This is a genomic window from Xaviernesmea oryzae, from assembly GCF_900109605.1.
Classification (GTDB): Bacteria; Pseudomonadota; Alphaproteobacteria; order Rhizobiales; family Rhizobiaceae; genus Xaviernesmea; species Xaviernesmea oryzae.
In genome coordinates this window covers 33,864-51,793 of sequence record NZ_FOAM01000006.1, presented here as the reverse complement: position 1 = coordinate 51,793, position 17,930 = coordinate 33,864, and the positions used below count along the sequence as shown (strand labels likewise).

Genomic DNA, 17,930 nt, shown 5'->3' with positions numbered 1-17,930 from the left:
CAAGCCGACTATAAGGCGGCCACTTCCCTCAAAGACGTCACGCGATCTTCATGAAGCTCGACTGCGCGGCCGTCTTGAGCCGATCGCCTCCGCATATCCTGTCCGACCTTCATCCCGGACGATGTGCCGTCAAAACCCTGGAATGAACACGAGTCACACCCATGGCAGGCCATTCACAGTTCAAGAACATCATGCACCGCAAGGGGCGCCAGGATGCCGTGCGCTCCAAGATGTTTTCCAAGCTCGCCCGCGAAATCACCGTTGCCGCCAAGACGGGTCTGCCCGATCCGACCATGAACTCGCGCCTGCGTCTGGCTGTCCAGAACGCCAAGGCGCAGTCCATGCCTAAGGACAATATCGAGCGCGCCATCAAGAAGGCGTCCGGCGCCGATGGCGAAAGCTATGATGAAGTCCGCTACGAAGGATATGGCCCCGGCGGCGTTGCCGTCATCGTCGAGGCGCTGACCGACAACCGCAACCGCACCGCCTCCAGCGTGCGCTCCACCTTTTCCAAGGCGGGCGGCGCGCTGGGCGAAACAGGCTCGGTCTCCTTCTCCTTTGACCGTGTCGGCGAAATCACCTACAAGGCCTCCGTCGGCAGCGCCGACAAAGTGATGGACGCCGCCATCGAGGCAGGCGCCGAGGATGTAGTTTCCGACGAGGACAGCCACACGATCTATTGCGGTTTCGAGGACATCAACGATGTCTCCAAGGCGCTGGAAGGCGCGCTCGGTGAAGCCGAGACCATCAAGGCCGTCTGGCGTCCGCAGAACACCGTGCCCGTCGATGAAGAGCGCGCCGCCTCGCTTCTGAAGCTGGTTGAAACGCTCGAAGACGATGACGACGTCCAGAACGTCTACACCAATTTCGAAGTTTCCGACGAGGTCATGGCCAAGCTTTCGGCCTGATCGCCGACATTACATCCCAAAAAAATCCCCGGTCTTCGTGCCGGGGATTTTTGTTTGTCCTTATGGGTGCGGAAATCCGCTCAAGCCGCCTCGGCGAGCCTTTGCTGCGCACCGGCGAAGAGCCTCACGGACTGGAGGCGGGCGTCCATGTCGAAGATCGGCATGGAGACGATCAGCTCATCGGCCTTGGTCATGTCAAGGAAGTCGCCGATCTTGCGCGCGACGCGCTCCGGGCCGCCGACGACCGCATAGGTCATGGAATGATCGACGAACTCCTTCTCGGCCGGCGACCAGAGGCCGTCCATGCTGTCGACCGGTGGCGGAAACTGGCCGCGTGCATTGCGCCGGAGCGCCACGAAAGACTGCTGCATTGAGGTGAACAGGTGGTCGGCCTCCGCATCGCTTGCCGCCGCCACACCCATGATGCCGACCATCGCATAGGGCTTGGGCAGCGTCTCAGACGGGCGGAAGCGTTCGCGGTAGATCTGCAGCGCGGTCATCAGCATATCGGGCGCGAAATGCGAGGCGAAGGCAAAGGGCAGGCCAAGCATGGCGGCCAGTTGCGCGCTATAGGTCGAGGAGCCGAGCAGCCAGATCGGCACATTGGTACCGGCGCCGGGAACGGCGATCAGCCCCTGGTTCTCGCCTGGCTCGGCCAGAAGCGCCTGCAGCTCGACCACGTCATTGGGAAAGCTTTCCGCGCCGGCATCCATGTTGCGACGCAGCGCTGCGGCCGTGCGCATGTCCGTGCCCGGTGCGCGGCCGAGGCCAAGATCGATACGGCCCGGATGCAGCGCTGCAAGCGTGCCGAACTGCTCGGCAATGACCAGCGGAGCGTGGTTGGGCAGCATGATGCCGCCCGAGCCGACACGGATCGACTGCGTGCCGGCCGCGACGTGGTTGATGACGACCGCCGTCGCCGCGCTGGCAATGCCACGCATGCCATGATGCTCGGCCAGCCAGAAGCGCTTGTAGCCATAGGCTTCCGCCTCCTGCGCCAGCCGGCGCGAATTGGCGAGCGCATCGCTCGCCGTGGCGCCCTGGGTGATCGGGGAGAGATCAAGGATGGAAAAGGGGACCATCATATGCGCCTTCTCTGAAGAGAAATCGGAGTTTGACTCTCATGTAAGCATTCGCCGGGCGAATCCAACCCTTGTGCCCTGTGGCGAAAAATGGGTAAGGGCGTTGCCCATGATCGCCTTCAACCTATTGTTTTAGAAAAGAATTCAGATCCGTTCACAGGCAGGCCGGCGCTTTCCCGGGGCCAGGGCACCTCTCTTTGCCATAACCGCATGTCTCGGCGTCTCATGCTTAACTGTTTTTGTTTTGTTCACTTTTGAATGGCAGTTTGGCCCTATTGAGTTTAGGGTTTTGCGCATGACAGCTACGATTCGGATCATCGGCATCGATCCTGGCCTGCGTCGCACCGGCTGGGGCGTTATCGAGACCATCGGGCATAGCCTACGCTTCGTCGAGTCCGGTACGGTGACGTCCGATGGCGACATGGATCTGGCTTCCCGTCTTTGCCAGCTGCATGATGGACTGGCCGATGTCGTCCATCGCCTGCAGCCCGACGAGGCCGCCGTGGAGCAGACCTTCGTCAACAAGGACGCGGTGGCCACGTTGAAGCTCGGCCAGGCGCGCGGCATCGCCATGCTGGTGCCGGCGCGTGCGGGCCTGCGCGTGGCCGAGTATGCCCCCAATGCGGTGAAGAAGGCGGTCATCGGCGTCGGCCATGGCGAGAAACAGCAGATCCACATGATGCTGAAAGTGCTAATGCCGCGCGCCACCTTTCAGGGCAATGATGCGGCGGACGCCCTGGCGATCGCCATCTGCCATGCCCACCATCGCCAGAGCGTGACCGGCCGGCTGGCGGCGATCATGGCAGGGGGCTAAGCGGCATGCGTGTGCTGATCGCCATATGGTCATTGCATCGTCATGGCTGGGTTTGGCGGGAGGCGTAGGTTGTCGTAAGGGACGGCGAGCAGCACGAAAGGTGGATGCCGATGGATAGCAAGCAGAGGCTCGAAGAGTATCTGCACCGGCAGATTCCGCTGTCGGCAGCCATGGGTGTCTCCGTCTCCTTCGTCAGCGACCAGTCCGTCGTGCTGTCCGCGCCGCTCGGACCCAACATCAACCATAAGCAGACGGTGTTCGGCGGGAGTGCTTCGGCCGTCGCGATCCTGGCGGCCTGGTCGCTCGTGCATCTGCGTCTGGAGCAGGCGGGCCGTCCGAGCGAAATCGTCATCCAGGCCAATCACATGGCCTATGACAAGCCGATGGTAGAGGTGTTCACAGCAACCTCCCGTCTGGTCGACGAAACCGTGTGGCCTGCCTTCGTGAAAACGCTCGCGCGCAAGAAGCGGGCGCGCCTCGATGTCCAGTCGGTGCTCGCGAGCGAGGGCCTCATCTGTGGCCGCATGACCGGCAGCTTCGTCGCATTTTTGCGCGATCGGACACAGGAACCATCCTGATCTCTGGCCGCATGCACGCAAGATCAGGTTGACTTCGCCCAAGGTTCGCTTTCTCTTCATCCGAAAATCAGAGAACGCGAAGGGAGAAGCGCATGCTGCTGAGCGCACGCCAGGAGGAGATTGTCGCGCTGGCCAAGGCGAGCGGGCGTGTCATTGTCGATGATCTCGCGGCGCGCTTCAGCGTCACGCCCCAGACCATCCGCAAGGATCTCAACGATCTCTGCGATGGCCAGATGCTGACGCGCGTGCATGGCGGCGCGATCTTTCCCAGTGGAAACGAAAATGTGCAATATGAAGCGCGCCGTGCCATTGCCGCGACGGAGAAGCAGGCAATCGGTCGCACCGCAGCCGGAATGATCCCGGACAATGCCTCGCTCTTCATCAATATCGGGACGACCACGGAAGCCGTGGGCGAGGCGCTGTTCGATCATGCCGGCCTGATGGTTATTACCAATAACATCAATGTTGCCAACCGGTTGAGACTTTCGTCCGGCATCGAGGTGGTCATTGCCGGCGGCGTCGTCCGTCGGTCCGACGGCGGTATCGTCGGCGAGGCGGCGGTCGATTTCATCCGGCAGTTCAAGGTGGATTTCGCGGTGATCGGCGTCTCGGCAATCGACAGCGATGGCGCGTTGCTGGATTTCGATTTTCGTGAAGTGAAAGTGGCGCAGGCGATCATGACCAATGCCCGTCACGTCATCCTGGTCTCGGACTCATCGAAGTTCGAACGCACCGCTCCCGTGCGCATAGGGCATCTATCCCAGGTTCATAGCTTCATCACCGATCGCTGTCCGAGCGAGCGCATCCGGACGATCTGTCAGGAAAACGACGTGCGGCTGATCGAAACCAACGCCTGAATCCTTTCGCAACTGCGAGCGAAAATCTTCGTTTGACATTCGTTTTTTCTTCGGTCTAGATGGCTGTGCTTTCGAATAAGGCGAGGGAAGAGCGCCGGAAAGCGGGGAGACATTATGTCAGACGGGACCATGCATGATCTGTTCGTGATCGGCGGCGGCATCAACGGCTGCGGCATTGCGCGTGATGCGGCAGGGCGCGGCTATTCGGTCGCTCTGGCTGAAATGAACGATTTCGCGTCCGGCACTTCGTCTGCCTCTACCAAGCTCATTCATGGCGGCCTGCGCTATCTCGAACATTATGAATTCCGGCTGGTGCGCGAAGCGCTGATGGAGCGCGAGATCCTGTGGACCATGGCGCCGCACATCATCTGGCCCATGCGTTTCGTTCTGCCGTTCCAGAAGGGCGGGGTCCGGCCGGCCTGGCTGGTGCGGCTCGGCCTGTTTCTCTACGATCATCTGGGCGGCCGAAAGCTGTTGCCGGCAACCCGAACGCTCGATCTCAAGCGTGATCCTGCCGGTCGGCCGCTAAAGCCGATCTTTCGCAAGGCCTTCGAATATTCGGATGGCTGGGTAGATGATGCGCGGCTCGTGGTTCTGAATGCGCGCGACGCCGCCGAGCGGGGCGCCTTCATCCTCAATCGCGCCCAGGTGCTTTCGGCCCGGCGCGAGGGCAAGGGCTGGCGCATCGAGACTCGAGATGCGCAGGGCAGGGTGTCGACGCATCAAGCGCGCATGCTCGTCAATGCCGCGGGCCCCTGGGTGGACCAGGTTCTCGCCGGCGTGCTGGCCCGCAACGATGTGCGCAATGTCCGCCTCGTGCAGGGCAGCCACATCGTGGTGAGGCGAAAATTCGCCGATCCACGCGCATATTTCTTCCAAAATCCGGATGGCCGCATCATGTTCGCTATCCCTTACGAAGATGATTTTACCCTGATCGGCACGACAGATCGCGATTTCACGGGCGACCCGCGCAAGATTGCGATCACAGGCGAGGAGGTGGATTATCTCTGCAGGGCGGCGAGCGAATATTTTGCCGATCCGGTCCGGCCGGAGGATATCGTCTGGAGCTACTCCGGCGTGCGGCCGCTCTTCGACGACGGGGCGTCCAAGGCGCAGGAAGCCACGCGAGACTATGTGCTGAAGCTGGACGGCAGTGAGGGCGAGCCACCTTTGCTCAATGTCTTCGGCGGCAAGCTGACCACCTATCGGCGGCTGGCCGAGCATGCGCTGGAAAAGATCGGCGAGGCGATCGGCGCCAAAGGGCCGGCTTGGACGGCTGGCGCCCGCCTACCAGGCGGCGATTTCCCGGTCGAAGGGGCAGGCGGCGAAGTCAAGGCCTTGCGCGGGCGCTTCCCGTTCCTGTCGCAGCGCCATGCCGAGCGGCTGGTGCGCTGTTATGGCAGCGATGCGGCCAAGATGCTGCACGCGGCCAGAGACGCCTCCGATCTTGGCCGCCACTTCGGCGGCACGCTTTACGAGGCGGAGGTGCTCTGGCTGGTCGAGCGCGAATGGGCCGTGACGGCGCAGGACATTTTGTGGCGCCGGACCAAGCAGGGTCTTTTCTTGAGCCAAGACGAGGTCGCGGCGCTAGAGAGCTATTTGGAAGGGGTTGTCGGGCGGCTGCAAGCTGTCTGACGGGACGTCGGACCGGCAAGTGGGAGCTGCTTCCGGGTCAATCCGATGTGAAAACAAAGAATGGAGAGCGTCAGACCGACCAAGGTTCCGGTTCGAGGCTCTAAGCGCTGAGGGTTTGAGGAGGCCCGAGGTCGACATGCTGGAATTACGAAATGTCTCGAAGACGGTGGCGGGCGCCTATCATATTCACCCGACCAACCTGACCCTCGAAAGGGGCAGCCTCAACGTGCTGCTCGGCCCGACCCTGTCTGGCAAGACATCGCTGATGCGGCTGATGGCCGGGCTCGACAAGCCGACCGAGGGCCAGGTCTGGTTCGACGGCGTCGATGTCACCGGCTGGCCTGTGCAGAAGCGCGCGGTGGCCATGGTCTACCAGCAATTCATCAACTACCCGGCCTTCACGGTCTATGAAAATATCGCGTCGCCGATGCGCGTTGCCGGCAAGGATGCCGCGACCATCGACCGCGAGGTGCGCAAGGCGGCCGAACTCCTCCGGCTGACGCCCTATCTCGACCGCACGCCGCTCAACCTCTCCGGTGGTCAGCAGCAGCGCACGGCGCTCGCCCGCGCCATCGTCAAGAATGCCAAGCTCGTTCTCCTCGACGAGCCGCTCGCCAATCTCGACTACAAGCTGCGCGAAGAGCTGCGCGAGGAATTGCCGCGCATCTTCGCCGCGACCGGCTCGATCTTCGTCTATGCCACGACCGAACCCTCCGAAGCCCTGCTGCTTGGCGGCAACACCGCGACCCTGAGCGAGGGGGCGGTGACCCAGTTCGACAAGACCATCGAGGTCTATCGCCATCCGGTCGATCTCGTCACCGCGCGCACCTTTGCCGATCCGCCGCTCAACACCATCGATGTGGTTAAGGCCGACGGGCGCTTCAGCCGGGCCGGCCGGCCGGTGGTCGATGTGCCAGCCCACCTCGCCAATGTGCCGGATGGTCCTGTCACCATGGGCTTCCAGCCGCATCATCTCTTTCCAAAGGCTGCCGGCTCCGCACAGACGCCCTTGCGTGCCCGCACGCTGATCTCCGAAATCGCCGGTTCGGAAAGCTTCGTGCATGTCGATTTCGAAGGCGCGCGCTGGGTCATGCTCGCCCACGGCATTCACGATATCGAACCCGACCGCGAGATCGACCTGTTTCTCGACACGCGCCACCTGCTGGCTTTCGACGGACGCGGACAGGCAATCGGCGGCAGCCGGCATGTGCCCGGCGCGGCATCCCCCGGCCGCGTTTGAGGAGACAGTCCATGGCCCGCATCACGCTCGACCACATCCGCCATGCTTATAACGAGAAGGCGCGCGCCGCTGGCGACTACGCGCTGAAAGAGGTCCATCACGAATGGGAGGATGGGGGCGCTTATGCGCTGCTCGGGCCCTCCGGCTGCGGCAAGACCACGCTGCTCAACATCATCTCGGGCCTTCTGCGCCCCTCGGAAGGGCGGATCGCCTTCGACGGAGCCGATGTGACGGATCTTTCGACCGAAGAGCGCAATATCGCCCAGGTCTTCCAGTTTCCGGTCGTCTACGACACGATGACGGTCTACGACAATCTGGCCTTTCCCTTGCGCAACCGGCAGGTGCCGGAAGCCGAGGTCGACCGCCGCGTGCGCGACATTCTCGAGATGACCGATCTCTCAGGCATGGCCACGCGCCGGGCACGCGGCCTGACGGCCGACCAGAAGCAGAAGATCTCGCTCGGCCGCGGGCTGGTGCGCGCCGATGTCAACGCCATCCTGTTCGACGAACCGCTGACCGTCATCGACCCGCATATGAAATGGGTGCTGCGCTCGCAGCTGAAGCGCCTGCATCGTCAGTCCGGCTTCACCATGGTCTATGTCACCCATGATCAGACCGAGGCGCTGACCTTCGCCGACAAGGTAGTGGTGATGTATGACGGCCAGATCGTCCAGATCGGCACGCCGGCCGAACTGTTCGAAACGCCGCGCCACACCTTCGTCGGCTATTTCATCGGTTCGCCGGGCATGAATGTGATGCCCGCTTCGATCGATGGCGCCACAGCGAGTGTCGGCGGCCAGACGATTGCGCTCTCGGCCGCGCCGCGCCTGCCGGCGGCTGGCCGCATTGAGCTCGGCATTCGCCCCGAATTCGTCAAGCTGGAGCGTGGCGGCCTGCCGGTACAGGTCGAAAAAGTCGAGGATATCGGCCGCCACAAGATCGTGCGCGCCCGCTTCGCCGGGCAGAAGCTGGCCATCGTCGTGCCGGAAGAGGAAGAGATTCCGGCAGAGGCCGGCATCCGCTTCGATCCCTCGGCAATCGGCGTCTTCGCCGATTCCTGGCGCGTCGGCATGGGAGCTTAAGAGATGGAAAAGACCTGGAACAACAAGGCCTGGTTCATGGTCCTGCCGGTTCTCGTGCTGGTCGCCTTCTCGGCGGTCATCCCGTTGATGACGGTGGTCAACTATTCGGTTCAGGACACGTTCGGCAATAACGAGTTCTTCTGGGCCGGCACCCAATGGTTCGAGGAGATCCTCTCGTCCGACCGCTTTTGGGATGCGCTCGGCCGCAATCTCCTGTTTTCCGGCATCATCCTGGCGATCGAGATACCGCTCGGCATCTTCATCGCGCTGAAAATGCCGAAGGCGGGCCTCGGCGTGCCGATCTGCCTGGTCACCATGGCGCTGCCGCTGCTGGTGCCGTGGAACGTGGTGGGCACGATCTGGCAGGTCTTCGGCCGCTCCGATATCGGCCTGCTTGGCTATGCCGCCAATGCGATCGGCCTTGATTACAATTACGTCAACGATCCCTTCGATGCCTGGGTCACGGTCATCGTCATGGATGTCTGGCACTGGACCAGCCTCGTCGTGCTGCTCTGCTATGCCAGCCTCGTTTCCATCCCCGATGCCTATTACCAGGCCGCACGCATCGACGGAGCGTCGCGCCTCGCCATCTTCCGCTTCATCCAGCTGCCGAAGATGAAGCGTGTGCTGCTGATCGCCTTCCTGCTGCGCTTCATGGACAGCTTCATGATCTATACCGAGCCCTTCGTCGTCACCGGCGGCGGACCGGGCAATTCCACCACCTTCCTGTCCATCGATCTCGTGAAGATGGCGCTCGGCCAGTTCGATCTCGGGCCCGCGGCCGCCATGTCGCTGATCTACTTCCTCATCATCCTGCTTCTGTCATGGGTGTTCTACACCGTCATGACCAGCCACGACGCGGAGGCTTGATGCCCATGACCGCCAGCAATGCGACATCGCCCGTTTTGGACAGAAGCGCTGCACAGGCGCCCACCGTCCGCTCCGCGACCACGCCGGCCGCGGCCCGGCGCATCAGACGCGACGGTGCCTCGCGCTTCGGCTTCCTGGTGCCGACGATCTACATCATCCTGCTGATGGTGCCGATCTACTGGCTCGTGAATATGAGCTTCAAGACGAACACGGAAATCGTCTCGTCCATGACGCTCTATCCGCATCAGCCGACGCTCGCCAATTACCGGACGATCTTCACCGACAGCTCCTGGTATTCCGGCTATATCAACTCGATCCTTTATGTCGTGATGAACATGGTGATCTCGGTGGCGGCGGCGCTGCCGGCGGCTTACGCCTTCTCGCGCTACCGCTTCCTGGGCGACAAGCACCTGTTCTTCTGGCTCCTGACCAACCGCATGGCGCCGCCGGCCGTCTTTGCGCTGCCCTTCTTCCAGCTCTATTCGGCCTTCGGCCTGATCGACACCCACATCGCCGTGGCGCTGGCCCATTGCCTGTTCAACGTGCCGCTCGCCGTGTGGATCCTCGAGGGCTTCATGTCGGGCGTACCCAAGGAAATCGACGAGACCGCCTATATCGACGGCTATTCCTTCCCGACCTTCTTCGTGAAGATCTTCACGCCGCTGATCGCTTCGGGCATCGGGGTCGCCTGCTTCTTCTGCTTCATGTTTTCCTGGGTCGAGCTCCTGATCGCCCGCACCCTGACGACGACCGACGCCAAGCCGATCGCCGCCACCATGACCCGCACTGTTTCGGCCGCCGGCATGGACTGGGGCCTGCTGGCTGCCGCCGGTGTTCTCACGCTGATCCCCGGCGCGCTCGTCATCTGGTTCGTGCGCAACTACATCGCCAAGGGCTTTGCCCTGGGGAGGGTTTGATATGACGTCTCTGTCCGATTTTTCCTGGCCCAATTTTTCCTGGATGGCCTGGACCTGGCAAACGGCCGCCTTCTTCGCCGTCATCGCGCTTTTGATCCTGGGCATGGGCCTCTGGGAGGCTGCTTCGCCCGGCGGAGCGCCGCGCCACGGCATCCTGCGTTTTGAGACGACGCGCGGCGACCGGCTGTTCATTTCGCTGCTTGGCAGCGCATTCATTCATCTTGCCTGGCTGGGCCTTTCCGGCCTTGACCTCTGGTGGGCTCTCGTCCTGTCCGTGGTCTTTGCCATCGGGGTCTTCCGCTTCGTCTGAAGCGCGAGGCTCCGAGAGGCAAGAGGATCTCGGGCGCGCGAGGAGACGCCGCCCGACCAACCGCATGCAATCGCAACTGGGAGGACAATCATGCGACGGCATTTGATGACGACGACGGCGGCCATCGTCTTGGCCATGACAGGCTCGGCTTTTGCCGGGATGGACGATGCGAAGCAATTCTTGGACAAGGAAATCGGCGATCTCTCGTCGCTCGATCGCGCCGGCCAGGAAAAGGAAATGCAATGGTTCATCGATGCGGCGAAGCCCTTCGCCGGCATGGAGATCAAGGTCGTTTCCGAATCGCTGACCACCCATGAATATGAGTCCAAGGTGCTGGCGCCCGCCTTCACCGCGATCACCGGCATCAAGGTGACGCACGACATCATCCAGGAAGGGGATGTGGTCGAAAAGATCCAGACCCAGATGCAGACCGGCCAGAACCTTTATGATGGCTGGGTCAACGACAGCGACCTGATCGGCACGCATTGGCGCTACAAGCAGGTGCGCAACCTGACCGACTTCATGGCCAATGAAGGCAAGGATGTCACCAATCCGGACCTCGACCTGAAGGACTTCATCGGCTCCTCCTTCACCACGGCGCCGGACAAGAAGCTCTATCAGCTGCCCGACCAGCAGTTCGCCAACCTCTATTGGTTCCGCTACGACTGGTTCAACGACGAGAAGAACAAGGCCGATTTCAAGGCCAAGTATGGCTACGATCTGGGTGTTCCCGTCAACTGGTCGGCCTATGAGGATATTGCCGAATTCTTCACCGGCCGCGATGTCGGCGGCAAGAAGGTCTTCGGCCATATGGACTACGGCAAGAAGGACCCGTCGCTCGGCTGGCGCTTCACCGATGCCTGGCTCTCCATGGCCGGCAATGGCGACAAGGGCCTGCCCAATGGCCTGCCGGTCGACGAATGGGGCATCAAGGTCAATGAGAAGTCGCAGCCGGTCGGCTCCTGCGTGGCGCGCGGCGGCGATACCAACGGCCCGGCGGCGGTCTACTCCATCGAGAAATATCTCGAATGGCTGAAGAAATACGCCCCGCCGGAAGCCCAGGGCATGACCTTCTCCGAATCCGGCCCGGTTCCGTCGCAGGGCAATGTCGCCCAGCAGATCTTCTGGTACACCGCCTTTACCGCCGACATGGCCAAGCCCGGCTTGCCCGTGGTCAACGAGGACGGTTCGCCGAAATGGCGCGTCGCACCCTCGCCGCATGGCGTCTACTGGAAGGACGGCATGAAGCTCGGCTATCAGGACGTCGGCTCCTGGACCCTGATGAAGTCCACCCCCGACGACCGTGCCAAGGCCGCCTGGCTCTATGCCCAGTTCGTCACCTCCAAGACCGTCGACGTGAAGAAGAGCCATGTCGGTCTCACCTTCATCCGTGACTCGACCATTCACCACAAGAGCTTCACCGATCGCGCCTCCAAGCTCGGCGGCCTGGTCGAGTTCTACCGCTCGCCGGCGCGCGTGCAGTGGTCGCCGACCGGCACCAACGTGCCTGACTATCCGAAGCTCGCGCAGCTCTGGTGGCAGGCGATCGGCGATGCCGCAGCCGGCGCCAAGACCGCGCAGCAGGCGATGGATTCGCTCTGCGAAGCCCAGGAGAAGGTGATGGCGCGCCTGGAGAAGGCCGGTGTGCAGGGCGATGCAGGCCCGAAACTCGCCAAGGAGCACGACATCGAATACTGGAACAAGGACGCGGTTTCCAAGGGCAACCTGGCGCCGCAGCTGAAGATCGCCAACGAGAAGGAAAAGCCGGTCACCGTCAATTATGACGAGCTGGTGAAGAGCTGGCAGAAGTAAGCTCTTGAACAAAAGGACCGGGGCGGCTGGCCGCCCCGGTCCTTCACGGCATGAGGGGGAGCGACGGGAATGCGCGGTTATATTCTGGCCATCGACCAGGGCACGACATCCACGCGGTCGATGGTCTTCGACCAGGACATGCGGGTGGTGGGCTCGGGACAACGGGAGTTTCCGCAGCATTTTCCCGATTCAGGCTGGGTGGAGCATGAGCCGGAGGATATCTGGACGAGTGTCACCGAAACGATTCGCCTGGCACTTGCCAATGCCGGCATTGCCGCCAGCGACCTTGCCGCAATCGGCATCACCAACCAACGCGAAACCACTGTTGTTTGGGACAAGGCGACCGGCAAACCGCTCCATCGCGCCATCGTCTGGCAAGACCGACGTGGAGCGCCGATCTGCGAGGCCTTGAAGGAGAAGGGGCTGGAGCCGCTGTTTGCCGCGCGCACCGGCCTGCTGCTCGATCCTTATTTCGCAGGCACAAAGCTTTCCTGGCTGCTCGATCATGTCGATGGGCTGCGCGCGCGTGCCGAGCGTGGCGAGGTCTGTTTCGGCACGGTGGACAGCTTCCTGATCTACCGGCTGACCGGCGGACGCCGGCATGTGACCGATGCCACCAATGCCTCGCGCACGCTGCTCTACGATATCGGGCGAAATTGCTGGGACGAGGAACTGGCCGGCATTTTGAATGTGCCCATGGCCATGCTGCCCGAGGTGCTGGACTGCGCCGCCGATTTCGGCGTGACCGATGCGGCGCTTTTCGGCGCCGAGGTGCCGATCCTCGGCGTGGCCGGGGATCAGCAGGCCGCCGTGATCGGCAATGCCTGCTTCGAGCCGGGCATGATGAAATCGACCTATGGCACCGGCTGCTTCGCGCTGCTCAACACCGGCACGGATCGCGTCGCCTCCACCAACCGGCTGCTGACCACCATCGCCTACAGGCTGGATGGTGTGACCACCTATGCGCTCGAAGGCTCGATCTTCATCGCCGGCGCCGCCGTTCAATGGCTGCGCGACGAGATGGGCTTTATCAAGGTCGCTTCCGAGGTCAGTGCGCTGGCAGAGGCCGCCGATCCCAACCAGCGCGTCTATCTCGTGCCGGCCTTTACCGGCCTTGGCGCACCCTGGTGGGATGCGGAGGCGCGCGGCGCGATCTTCGGCCTGACACGCGGCACCGGCCCTGCGGAATTTGCCCGCGCGGCATTGGAAAGTGTCGCCTTTCAGACGCTCGATTTGCTCGACGCCATGCAGCAGGACTGGGAGGGGCATGATGGGCGCACCGTGCTGCGCGTGGATGGCGGCATGGTTGCCTCGAACTGGACCATGCAGCGCCTCGCCGATATTCTTGCGGCGCCCGTCGACCGCCCGGTTTTCCTGGAAACCACGATCCTCGGCGCCGCCTGGCTGGCCGCCTCGCGCGCCGGCCTCTGGCCAGATGCCAAGGGGTTCTCTGCCCGCTGGCATCGCGACCGCCGCTTCGAACCGGCCATGGATACGACCGAACGTGCGCAGGCCACGGCCGGCTGGCGCGATAGCGTGCGCCGCTGCCTGTCATCCTAATGTTTCAGTCAACCGGCTCGCGTCGCGCATCATCCCATCATAAACTTTCCGCCAAATGACGTGCCGGTCGGCTTCATTCCTCGCTTTATGAGGATACGACCGATTGCTGCCGTCTTTCGGCGGCATGTTCTTGACTTGTTCTTGAATGTCCGCCTTTAGTCAGAAGGACATGAGGGAGAGTGGGACACGTCGCTGCCGCCGCTCCCCATGTCACTGGACCTCGCTAAGCGTTGAAGAGCGGATCATGATCGGAAAGTTGAAGGGGACCGTCGACGAGGTCGGCGAAGACCATGTTGTGGTCGATGTCCACGGTGTCGGCTATGTCGCCCATTGCTCGGCGCGCACGCTCTCCAAGATGAGCGTCGGCGAGGCGGCGGCCTTGTTTATCGAGACCTATGTGCGCGAGGATCAGTTGCGCCTCTTCGGCTTCCTCTCCGCGCTGGAGCGGGAGTGGTTCCGGCTTTTGCAGAGTGTGCAGGGCGTTGGTTCGAAGGTGGCGCTGAACGTGCTCTCGGTGATGACGCCAGGCGAACTCGCCAATGCCATTGCGCTGCAGGATCGTGCGGCAATCTCGCGCGCGCCCGGCGTCGGGCCGAAGGTCGCGCTGCGCATCACCACCGAATTGAAATCCCGCGCGCCGTCCTTTGCCGGCGAGATGGATAGCGCCATCGGCTTCAAGCAGGAGCTTGGCGAAGGCGTGGCCTCAGCCCCAGTCTCCGATGCCGTCTCGGCGCTGACCAACCTCGGCTATTCCCGCGACCAGGCCGCCAACGCCATCGCCGCGGCGCTGAAGAATGGCGGGGAAGGGGCCGACAGCGCCAAGCTCATCCGGCTCGGGCTGAAGGAGCTGGCGCGATGATGGACGCATCCTCCGATTTGCCTTACTTTTCTGGCAAGCGATAGAGAGGTGGCCATGGGTTTTGAGATGACAATCACCTCCAAGGGGCAGATGACCGTCCCGAAGATTGTGCGCGAGCAACTGAACATGCAGCCTGGCGATAAATGTTATGCGTGGGTTCGAAATGGCGAGATGATCGTCATTCCACGCAGCAAACCGGTGGCCGAGCTTTTGGGTTTTGCGCGTTCGGCTGCACGCGGTGATGCGCCAGCCTCCGAGACTGCCATGCGCGATAGCGTAGCGGACGCCGCTGTCGAGCGTTTTCTTCGGAACAGCGAAAAAGATCTGCGCAAGGATGGCGAGTCGTGACATCGCAGCGCGCGATCGACACCAATGTGCTTGTCCGAATTGCCGTTGCCGATGATGCCCAGCAAATCAAGGCCATCGAGCGTCTTTTTGCTTCCCTCGCTCCCGAAGAAACATTGCTGATCGGTCTTCCCGTCATTCTGGAAACGCACTGGGTTCTTGGTCGCTACTACAAGTGCTCAATCGATGTGATTATGGACTTCTTTCAGGCTGTCCTTGAGCGCCGCGAGATGGAGGTCGCAGACTTCGAGATCCTCGCCAACACGATCGAAGTGGTTCGCCGCACAAAAGCTGATTTTGAAGATGCTTTGATTGCCGAATGCAATCGGTTTGCTGGGTGCGAGGCGACCTTGACCTTCGACCGCTCTGCCGCCCGTAAAATTTCTGGAATGGAACTTCTCGCATGACCATGCCTCCCCGCCTTCTCTCTGCCGAAAAGCGCGGCGAGGATGTCGACACTACCTTGAGGCCGCAGTCGCTTGACGACTTTACCGGCCAGGCCGAGGCGCGGGCCAATCTGAAGATCTTCATCGAGGCGGCCAAGAATCGTGGCGAGGCGCTGGACCATGTGCTCTTCGTCGGCCCGCCGGGCCTGGGCAAGACGACGCTGGCGCAGATCATGGCCAAGGAGCTCGGCGTCAATTTCCGCTCGACCTCGGGCCCCGTCATCGCCAAGGCCGGCGATCTCGCAGCCCTTCTGACCCAGCTCGAAGAGCGCGACGTTCTGTTCATCGACGAGATCCACCGGCTCAATCCCGCCGTCGAGGAAATCCTCTATCCGGCGATGGAGGATTTCCAGCTCGACCTGATCATCGGCGAGGGGCCGGCGGCGCGCTCGGTCAAGATCGACCTGGCCAAGTTCACGCTGGTGGCGGCCACCACCCGCTTCGGCCTGCTCACCAATCCCTTGCGCGATCGCTTCGGCATTCCCGTGCGCTTGAGTTTTTACACGGTCGAGGAACTGGAACTGATCGTGCGGCGCGGCGCAAGGCTGATGGGCCTGCCGATGACGGAGGAGGGCGCGCGAGAGATCGCTCGGCGCTCGCGTGGCACGCCGCGCATCGCGGGCCGGCTTCTCAGGCGTGTGCGCGATTTCGCCGAGGTGGCGCGCGCGGAAGCGGTGACGCGGGAGATTGCCGATGTCGCGCTGACAAGGCTTCTGGTCGACAAGATGGGCTTCGACCAGCTCGACAAGCGCTATCTCACCATGATCGCGCTGAATTTCGCCGGCGGCCCTGTCGGCATCGAGACGATCGCCGCCGGCCTGTCCGAGCCGCGCGATACGATCGAGGACATTATCGAACCCTATATGATCCAGCAGGGCTTCATCCAGCGCACCCCGCGCGGCCGCGTTCTGACGGTCAACGCCTGGAAGCATCTCGGCCTGATCCCGCCCAAGGAGGCGGAGGCCACGCAGTTCCGTCTGTTTCAGGAGGAAGGGGAGTGATCGCCCGCCGCAATTTCCTGCGGGCCGCCGCCGGCTTTCTCTTCGCCAGCCTGTCGACCACCACCTATGCGGTCGGCATCGAGCCGATCCTGCGGCTGAAGACCGTGACCTATCGCCTGACACCGCCGAACTGGCCGGACGGCTTGCGTCTGCGCCTCGTGCTTCTGGCGGATTTTCATGCCTGTCGCCCGTGGATGACGGCACAGCGGATCAAGGGCATTGCCGACCAGGCTCAGGCGTTGCAGGGCGATATGGTGCTGCTGCTCGGAGACTTTCTGTCGGGCATGCGCCTGTCCGGCGGCCAGGTGGCGCCGGAGGACTGGGCAGACGCCTTGTCGGGCCTTTCCGCCCCGTTCGGTGTTCATGCCATCCTCGGCAATCATGATTGGGCCGATGATCCCGAGGCCATGGCGCAAGGCCACGGGCCGACCGTCGTTCATCGCGCGCTGGCAGGCATTGGCGTGCCCGTCTATGACAACCGCGCTGTTGCCATGGATAAGGACGGTCACCGCTTCTGGCTGGCGGGGCTTGCCGACCAATATGGCCCTCTTCGGCCGCTGGATGATCTGCCGGGCACGCTGGCGCAGGTGAAGGATGCGGCGCCTGTGATCCTCATGGCGCATGAGCCGGATATCTTTCCCAAGGTGCCGGATCGCGTCGCCGTCACCTTGTCCGGTCATACCCATGGCGGGCAGATCAAGATCTTCGGTATGATGCCGTTCATTCCCTCGCGTTACGGCGCGCGCTATGCCCATGGCCATATCGTCGAGGAAGGCCGTCACCTGATTGTTTCGGCAGGGCTCGGCACCTCGGGTGTTCCCATGCGCTTCGGTGTGCCGCCGGAGATTGTCGTAGTCGAACTCGGTGCCCAGGCTTCCGCTTGACACAGCGCCCCGCTGACGCGGTGCCCACAGGCTCGGCGGGCATGGGTTGAAAGTGATATGGCGATCGGCCAGAAACACGTCCATCATGGACGGTGAAAGGAAGTTGCCGATGACCACGCGCCGGATGATCCGCATGAAGCCAAAGCGCGCGGGCGAGCCGCTTTTTCAGCTGCGCATCGCCGGCCTTGCCTTTCGCGATGGCCATCTGCTCGTTCATCGCGCCACGCATGAAAGCTTCTGGACCCTCCCCGGCGGGCGCGCGGAAATCGGAGAAAGCTCCGATCTCACGCTGAAGCGCGAGATGATGGAGGAGCTTGGCGTGGAGGTCGGCATCGGGCGGATGCTTTGGACGGTCGAAAACTTCTTCCATTACGAGGGCGTCGACGTCCACGAACTCGGCTTCTACTATCTCATGGACGTGCCGGAGCATTTTCCCTTTCATCGCAGCGATATCGTTCACCGCAATATCGACGGGAAGTCCGAGCTGGAATTCAAATGGGTGCTGGCTACCAGCGACAGCCTGCGGGCGCTCGATATCCCGCCCTATTTCCTCGCCGAAACCATCGAGAGCCTGCCGGAGACCCCGCGCCACATCATCTGGCATGATGGCGATCTCGACCGCCCCTGACGCTTTTTGGTCCTGCGGACAGGCGCGCTACGGCTGCGTAGCTGTCTGGAACAACCTGTGGGACCGGGCATTCTTCTGGCGAGGCAGGTTTGCGGACGGGCA

The 17,930-nt window shown here is 62.5% G+C and carries 19 protein-coding genes; 18 read left to right on the top strand and 1 reads right to left on the bottom strand.

Features of this window, described 5'->3' with window-relative positions; translation table 11 throughout:
• Nucleotides 1-161 precede the first annotated feature (161 nt).
• A complete protein-coding gene (locus BMX61_RS08965; RefSeq protein ID WP_075626976.1) occupies nt 162-908 on the top strand; it encodes a YebC/PmpR family DNA-binding transcriptional regulator in 747 nt (248 codons plus the stop codon).
• Between the two features lie 80 nt (nt 909-988).
• On the opposite strand, the gene BMX61_RS08960 is transcribed toward BMX61_RS08965, so the two are convergent.
• Nucleotides 989-1,990: an LLM class flavin-dependent oxidoreductase gene (locus tag BMX61_RS08960; RefSeq protein WP_075626977.1), complete on the bottom strand. Its 1,002-nt coding sequence runs from the start codon at nt 1,988-1,990 to the stop codon at nt 989-991.
• 295 nt (nt 1,991-2,285) lie between these two features.
• Between BMX61_RS08960 and ruvC the strand changes: the two genes are divergently transcribed.
• The 17 genes from ruvC to BMX61_RS08875 all read left to right on the top strand — a co-directional run bounded on the left by ruvC (nt 2,286) and on the right by BMX61_RS08875 (nt 17,828).
• Nucleotides 2,286-2,804, top strand: coding sequence for a crossover junction endodeoxyribonuclease RuvC (gene ruvC / locus BMX61_RS08955; RefSeq protein ID WP_075626978.1), 519 nt, complete (start codon nt 2,286-2,288; stop codon nt 2,802-2,804).
• 110 nt (nt 2,805-2,914) lie between these two features.
• Nucleotides 2,915-3,382 carry a YiiD C-terminal domain-containing protein gene (locus BMX61_RS08950; RefSeq protein WP_075626979.1) on the top strand — a complete coding sequence of 156 codons (468 nt, stop codon included), beginning with the start codon at nt 2,915-2,917 and terminating at the stop codon, nt 3,380-3,382.
• A 92-nt stretch (nt 3,383-3,474) separates the two neighbouring features.
• Complete coding sequence (locus tag BMX61_RS08945; RefSeq protein ID WP_075626980.1) at nt 3,475-4,239, top strand: DeoR/GlpR family DNA-binding transcription regulator; 765 nt, start codon at nt 3,475-3,477, stop codon at nt 4,237-4,239.
• 114 nt (nt 4,240-4,353) lie between these two features.
• The gene (locus BMX61_RS08940; RefSeq protein ID WP_075626981.1) at nt 4,354-5,874 is read left to right on the top strand and encodes a glycerol-3-phosphate dehydrogenase; all 1,521 of its coding nucleotides are present in this window, start codon (nt 4,354-4,356) and stop codon (nt 5,872-5,874) included.
• A 136-nt stretch (nt 5,875-6,010) separates the two neighbouring features.
• Entirely contained in the window at nt 6,011-7,114 is a 1,104-nt protein-coding gene (locus BMX61_RS08935) for an ABC transporter ATP-binding protein (protein ID WP_075626982.1), read from the top strand.
• Between the two features lie 11 nt (nt 7,115-7,125).
• Nucleotides 7,126-8,196, top strand: a complete 1,071-nt coding sequence (locus BMX61_RS08930) for an ABC transporter ATP-binding protein (RefSeq protein WP_075626983.1) — start codon at nt 7,126-7,128, stop codon at nt 8,194-8,196.
• Between the two features lie 3 nt (nt 8,197-8,199).
• Nucleotides 8,200-9,066, top strand: coding sequence for a carbohydrate ABC transporter permease (locus tag BMX61_RS08925; RefSeq protein WP_075626984.1), 867 nt, complete (start codon nt 8,200-8,202; stop codon nt 9,064-9,066).
• Nucleotides 9,067-9,071: 5 nt separating this feature from the next.
• Entirely contained in the window at nt 9,072-9,983 is a 912-nt protein-coding gene (locus BMX61_RS08920; protein ID WP_075627063.1) for a carbohydrate ABC transporter permease, read from the top strand.
• A 1-nt stretch (nt 9,984) separates the two neighbouring features.
• Nucleotides 9,985-10,293, top strand: coding sequence for a DUF2160 domain-containing protein (locus BMX61_RS08915; RefSeq protein ID WP_075626985.1), 309 nt, complete (start codon nt 9,985-9,987; stop codon nt 10,291-10,293).
• Nucleotides 10,294-10,383: 90 nt separating this feature from the next.
• The gene (locus BMX61_RS08910; RefSeq protein ID WP_075626986.1) at nt 10,384-12,105 is read left to right on the top strand and encodes an ABC transporter substrate-binding protein; all 1,722 of its coding nucleotides are present in this window, start codon (nt 10,384-10,386) and stop codon (nt 12,103-12,105) included.
• A 69-nt stretch (nt 12,106-12,174) separates the two neighbouring features.
• Nucleotides 12,175-13,665 (top strand): glycerol kinase GlpK, encoded by a 1,491-nt coding sequence (glpK, locus tag BMX61_RS08905; protein WP_075626987.1) that lies wholly within the window; start codon nt 12,175-12,177, stop codon nt 13,663-13,665.
• A 244-nt stretch (nt 13,666-13,909) separates the two neighbouring features.
• Nucleotides 13,910-14,524 (top strand): Holliday junction branch migration protein RuvA, encoded by a 615-nt coding sequence (ruvA, locus tag BMX61_RS08900; RefSeq protein WP_075626988.1) that lies wholly within the window; start codon nt 13,910-13,912, stop codon nt 14,522-14,524.
• Nucleotides 14,525-14,578: 54 nt separating this feature from the next.
• A complete protein-coding gene (locus tag BMX61_RS08895) occupies nt 14,579-14,872 on the top strand; it encodes an AbrB/MazE/SpoVT family DNA-binding domain-containing protein (RefSeq protein WP_075626989.1) in 294 nt (97 codons plus the stop codon).
• The gene (locus tag BMX61_RS08890; protein WP_075626990.1) at nt 14,869-15,276 is read left to right on the top strand and encodes a PIN domain-containing protein; all 408 of its coding nucleotides are present in this window, start codon (nt 14,869-14,871) and stop codon (nt 15,274-15,276) included. Before BMX61_RS08895 ends, BMX61_RS08890 begins: the two co-directional genes overlap by 4 nt.
• Complete coding sequence (gene ruvB / locus BMX61_RS08885) at nt 15,273-16,316, top strand: Holliday junction branch migration DNA helicase RuvB (RefSeq protein ID WP_075626991.1); 1,044 nt, start codon at nt 15,273-15,275, stop codon at nt 16,314-16,316. Before BMX61_RS08890 ends, ruvB begins: the two co-directional genes overlap by 4 nt.
• Nucleotides 16,313-17,200: a metallophosphoesterase gene (locus BMX61_RS08880; RefSeq protein ID WP_075626992.1), complete on the top strand. Its 888-nt coding sequence runs from the start codon at nt 16,313-16,315 to the stop codon at nt 17,198-17,200. Before ruvB ends, BMX61_RS08880 begins: the two co-directional genes overlap by 4 nt.
• Before the next feature lie 109 nt (nt 17,201-17,309).
• Entirely contained in the window at nt 17,310-17,828 is a 519-nt protein-coding gene (locus BMX61_RS08875) for an NUDIX hydrolase (protein ID WP_092742480.1), read from the top strand.
• The last annotated feature ends 102 nt before the right edge of the window (nt 17,829-17,930 follow it).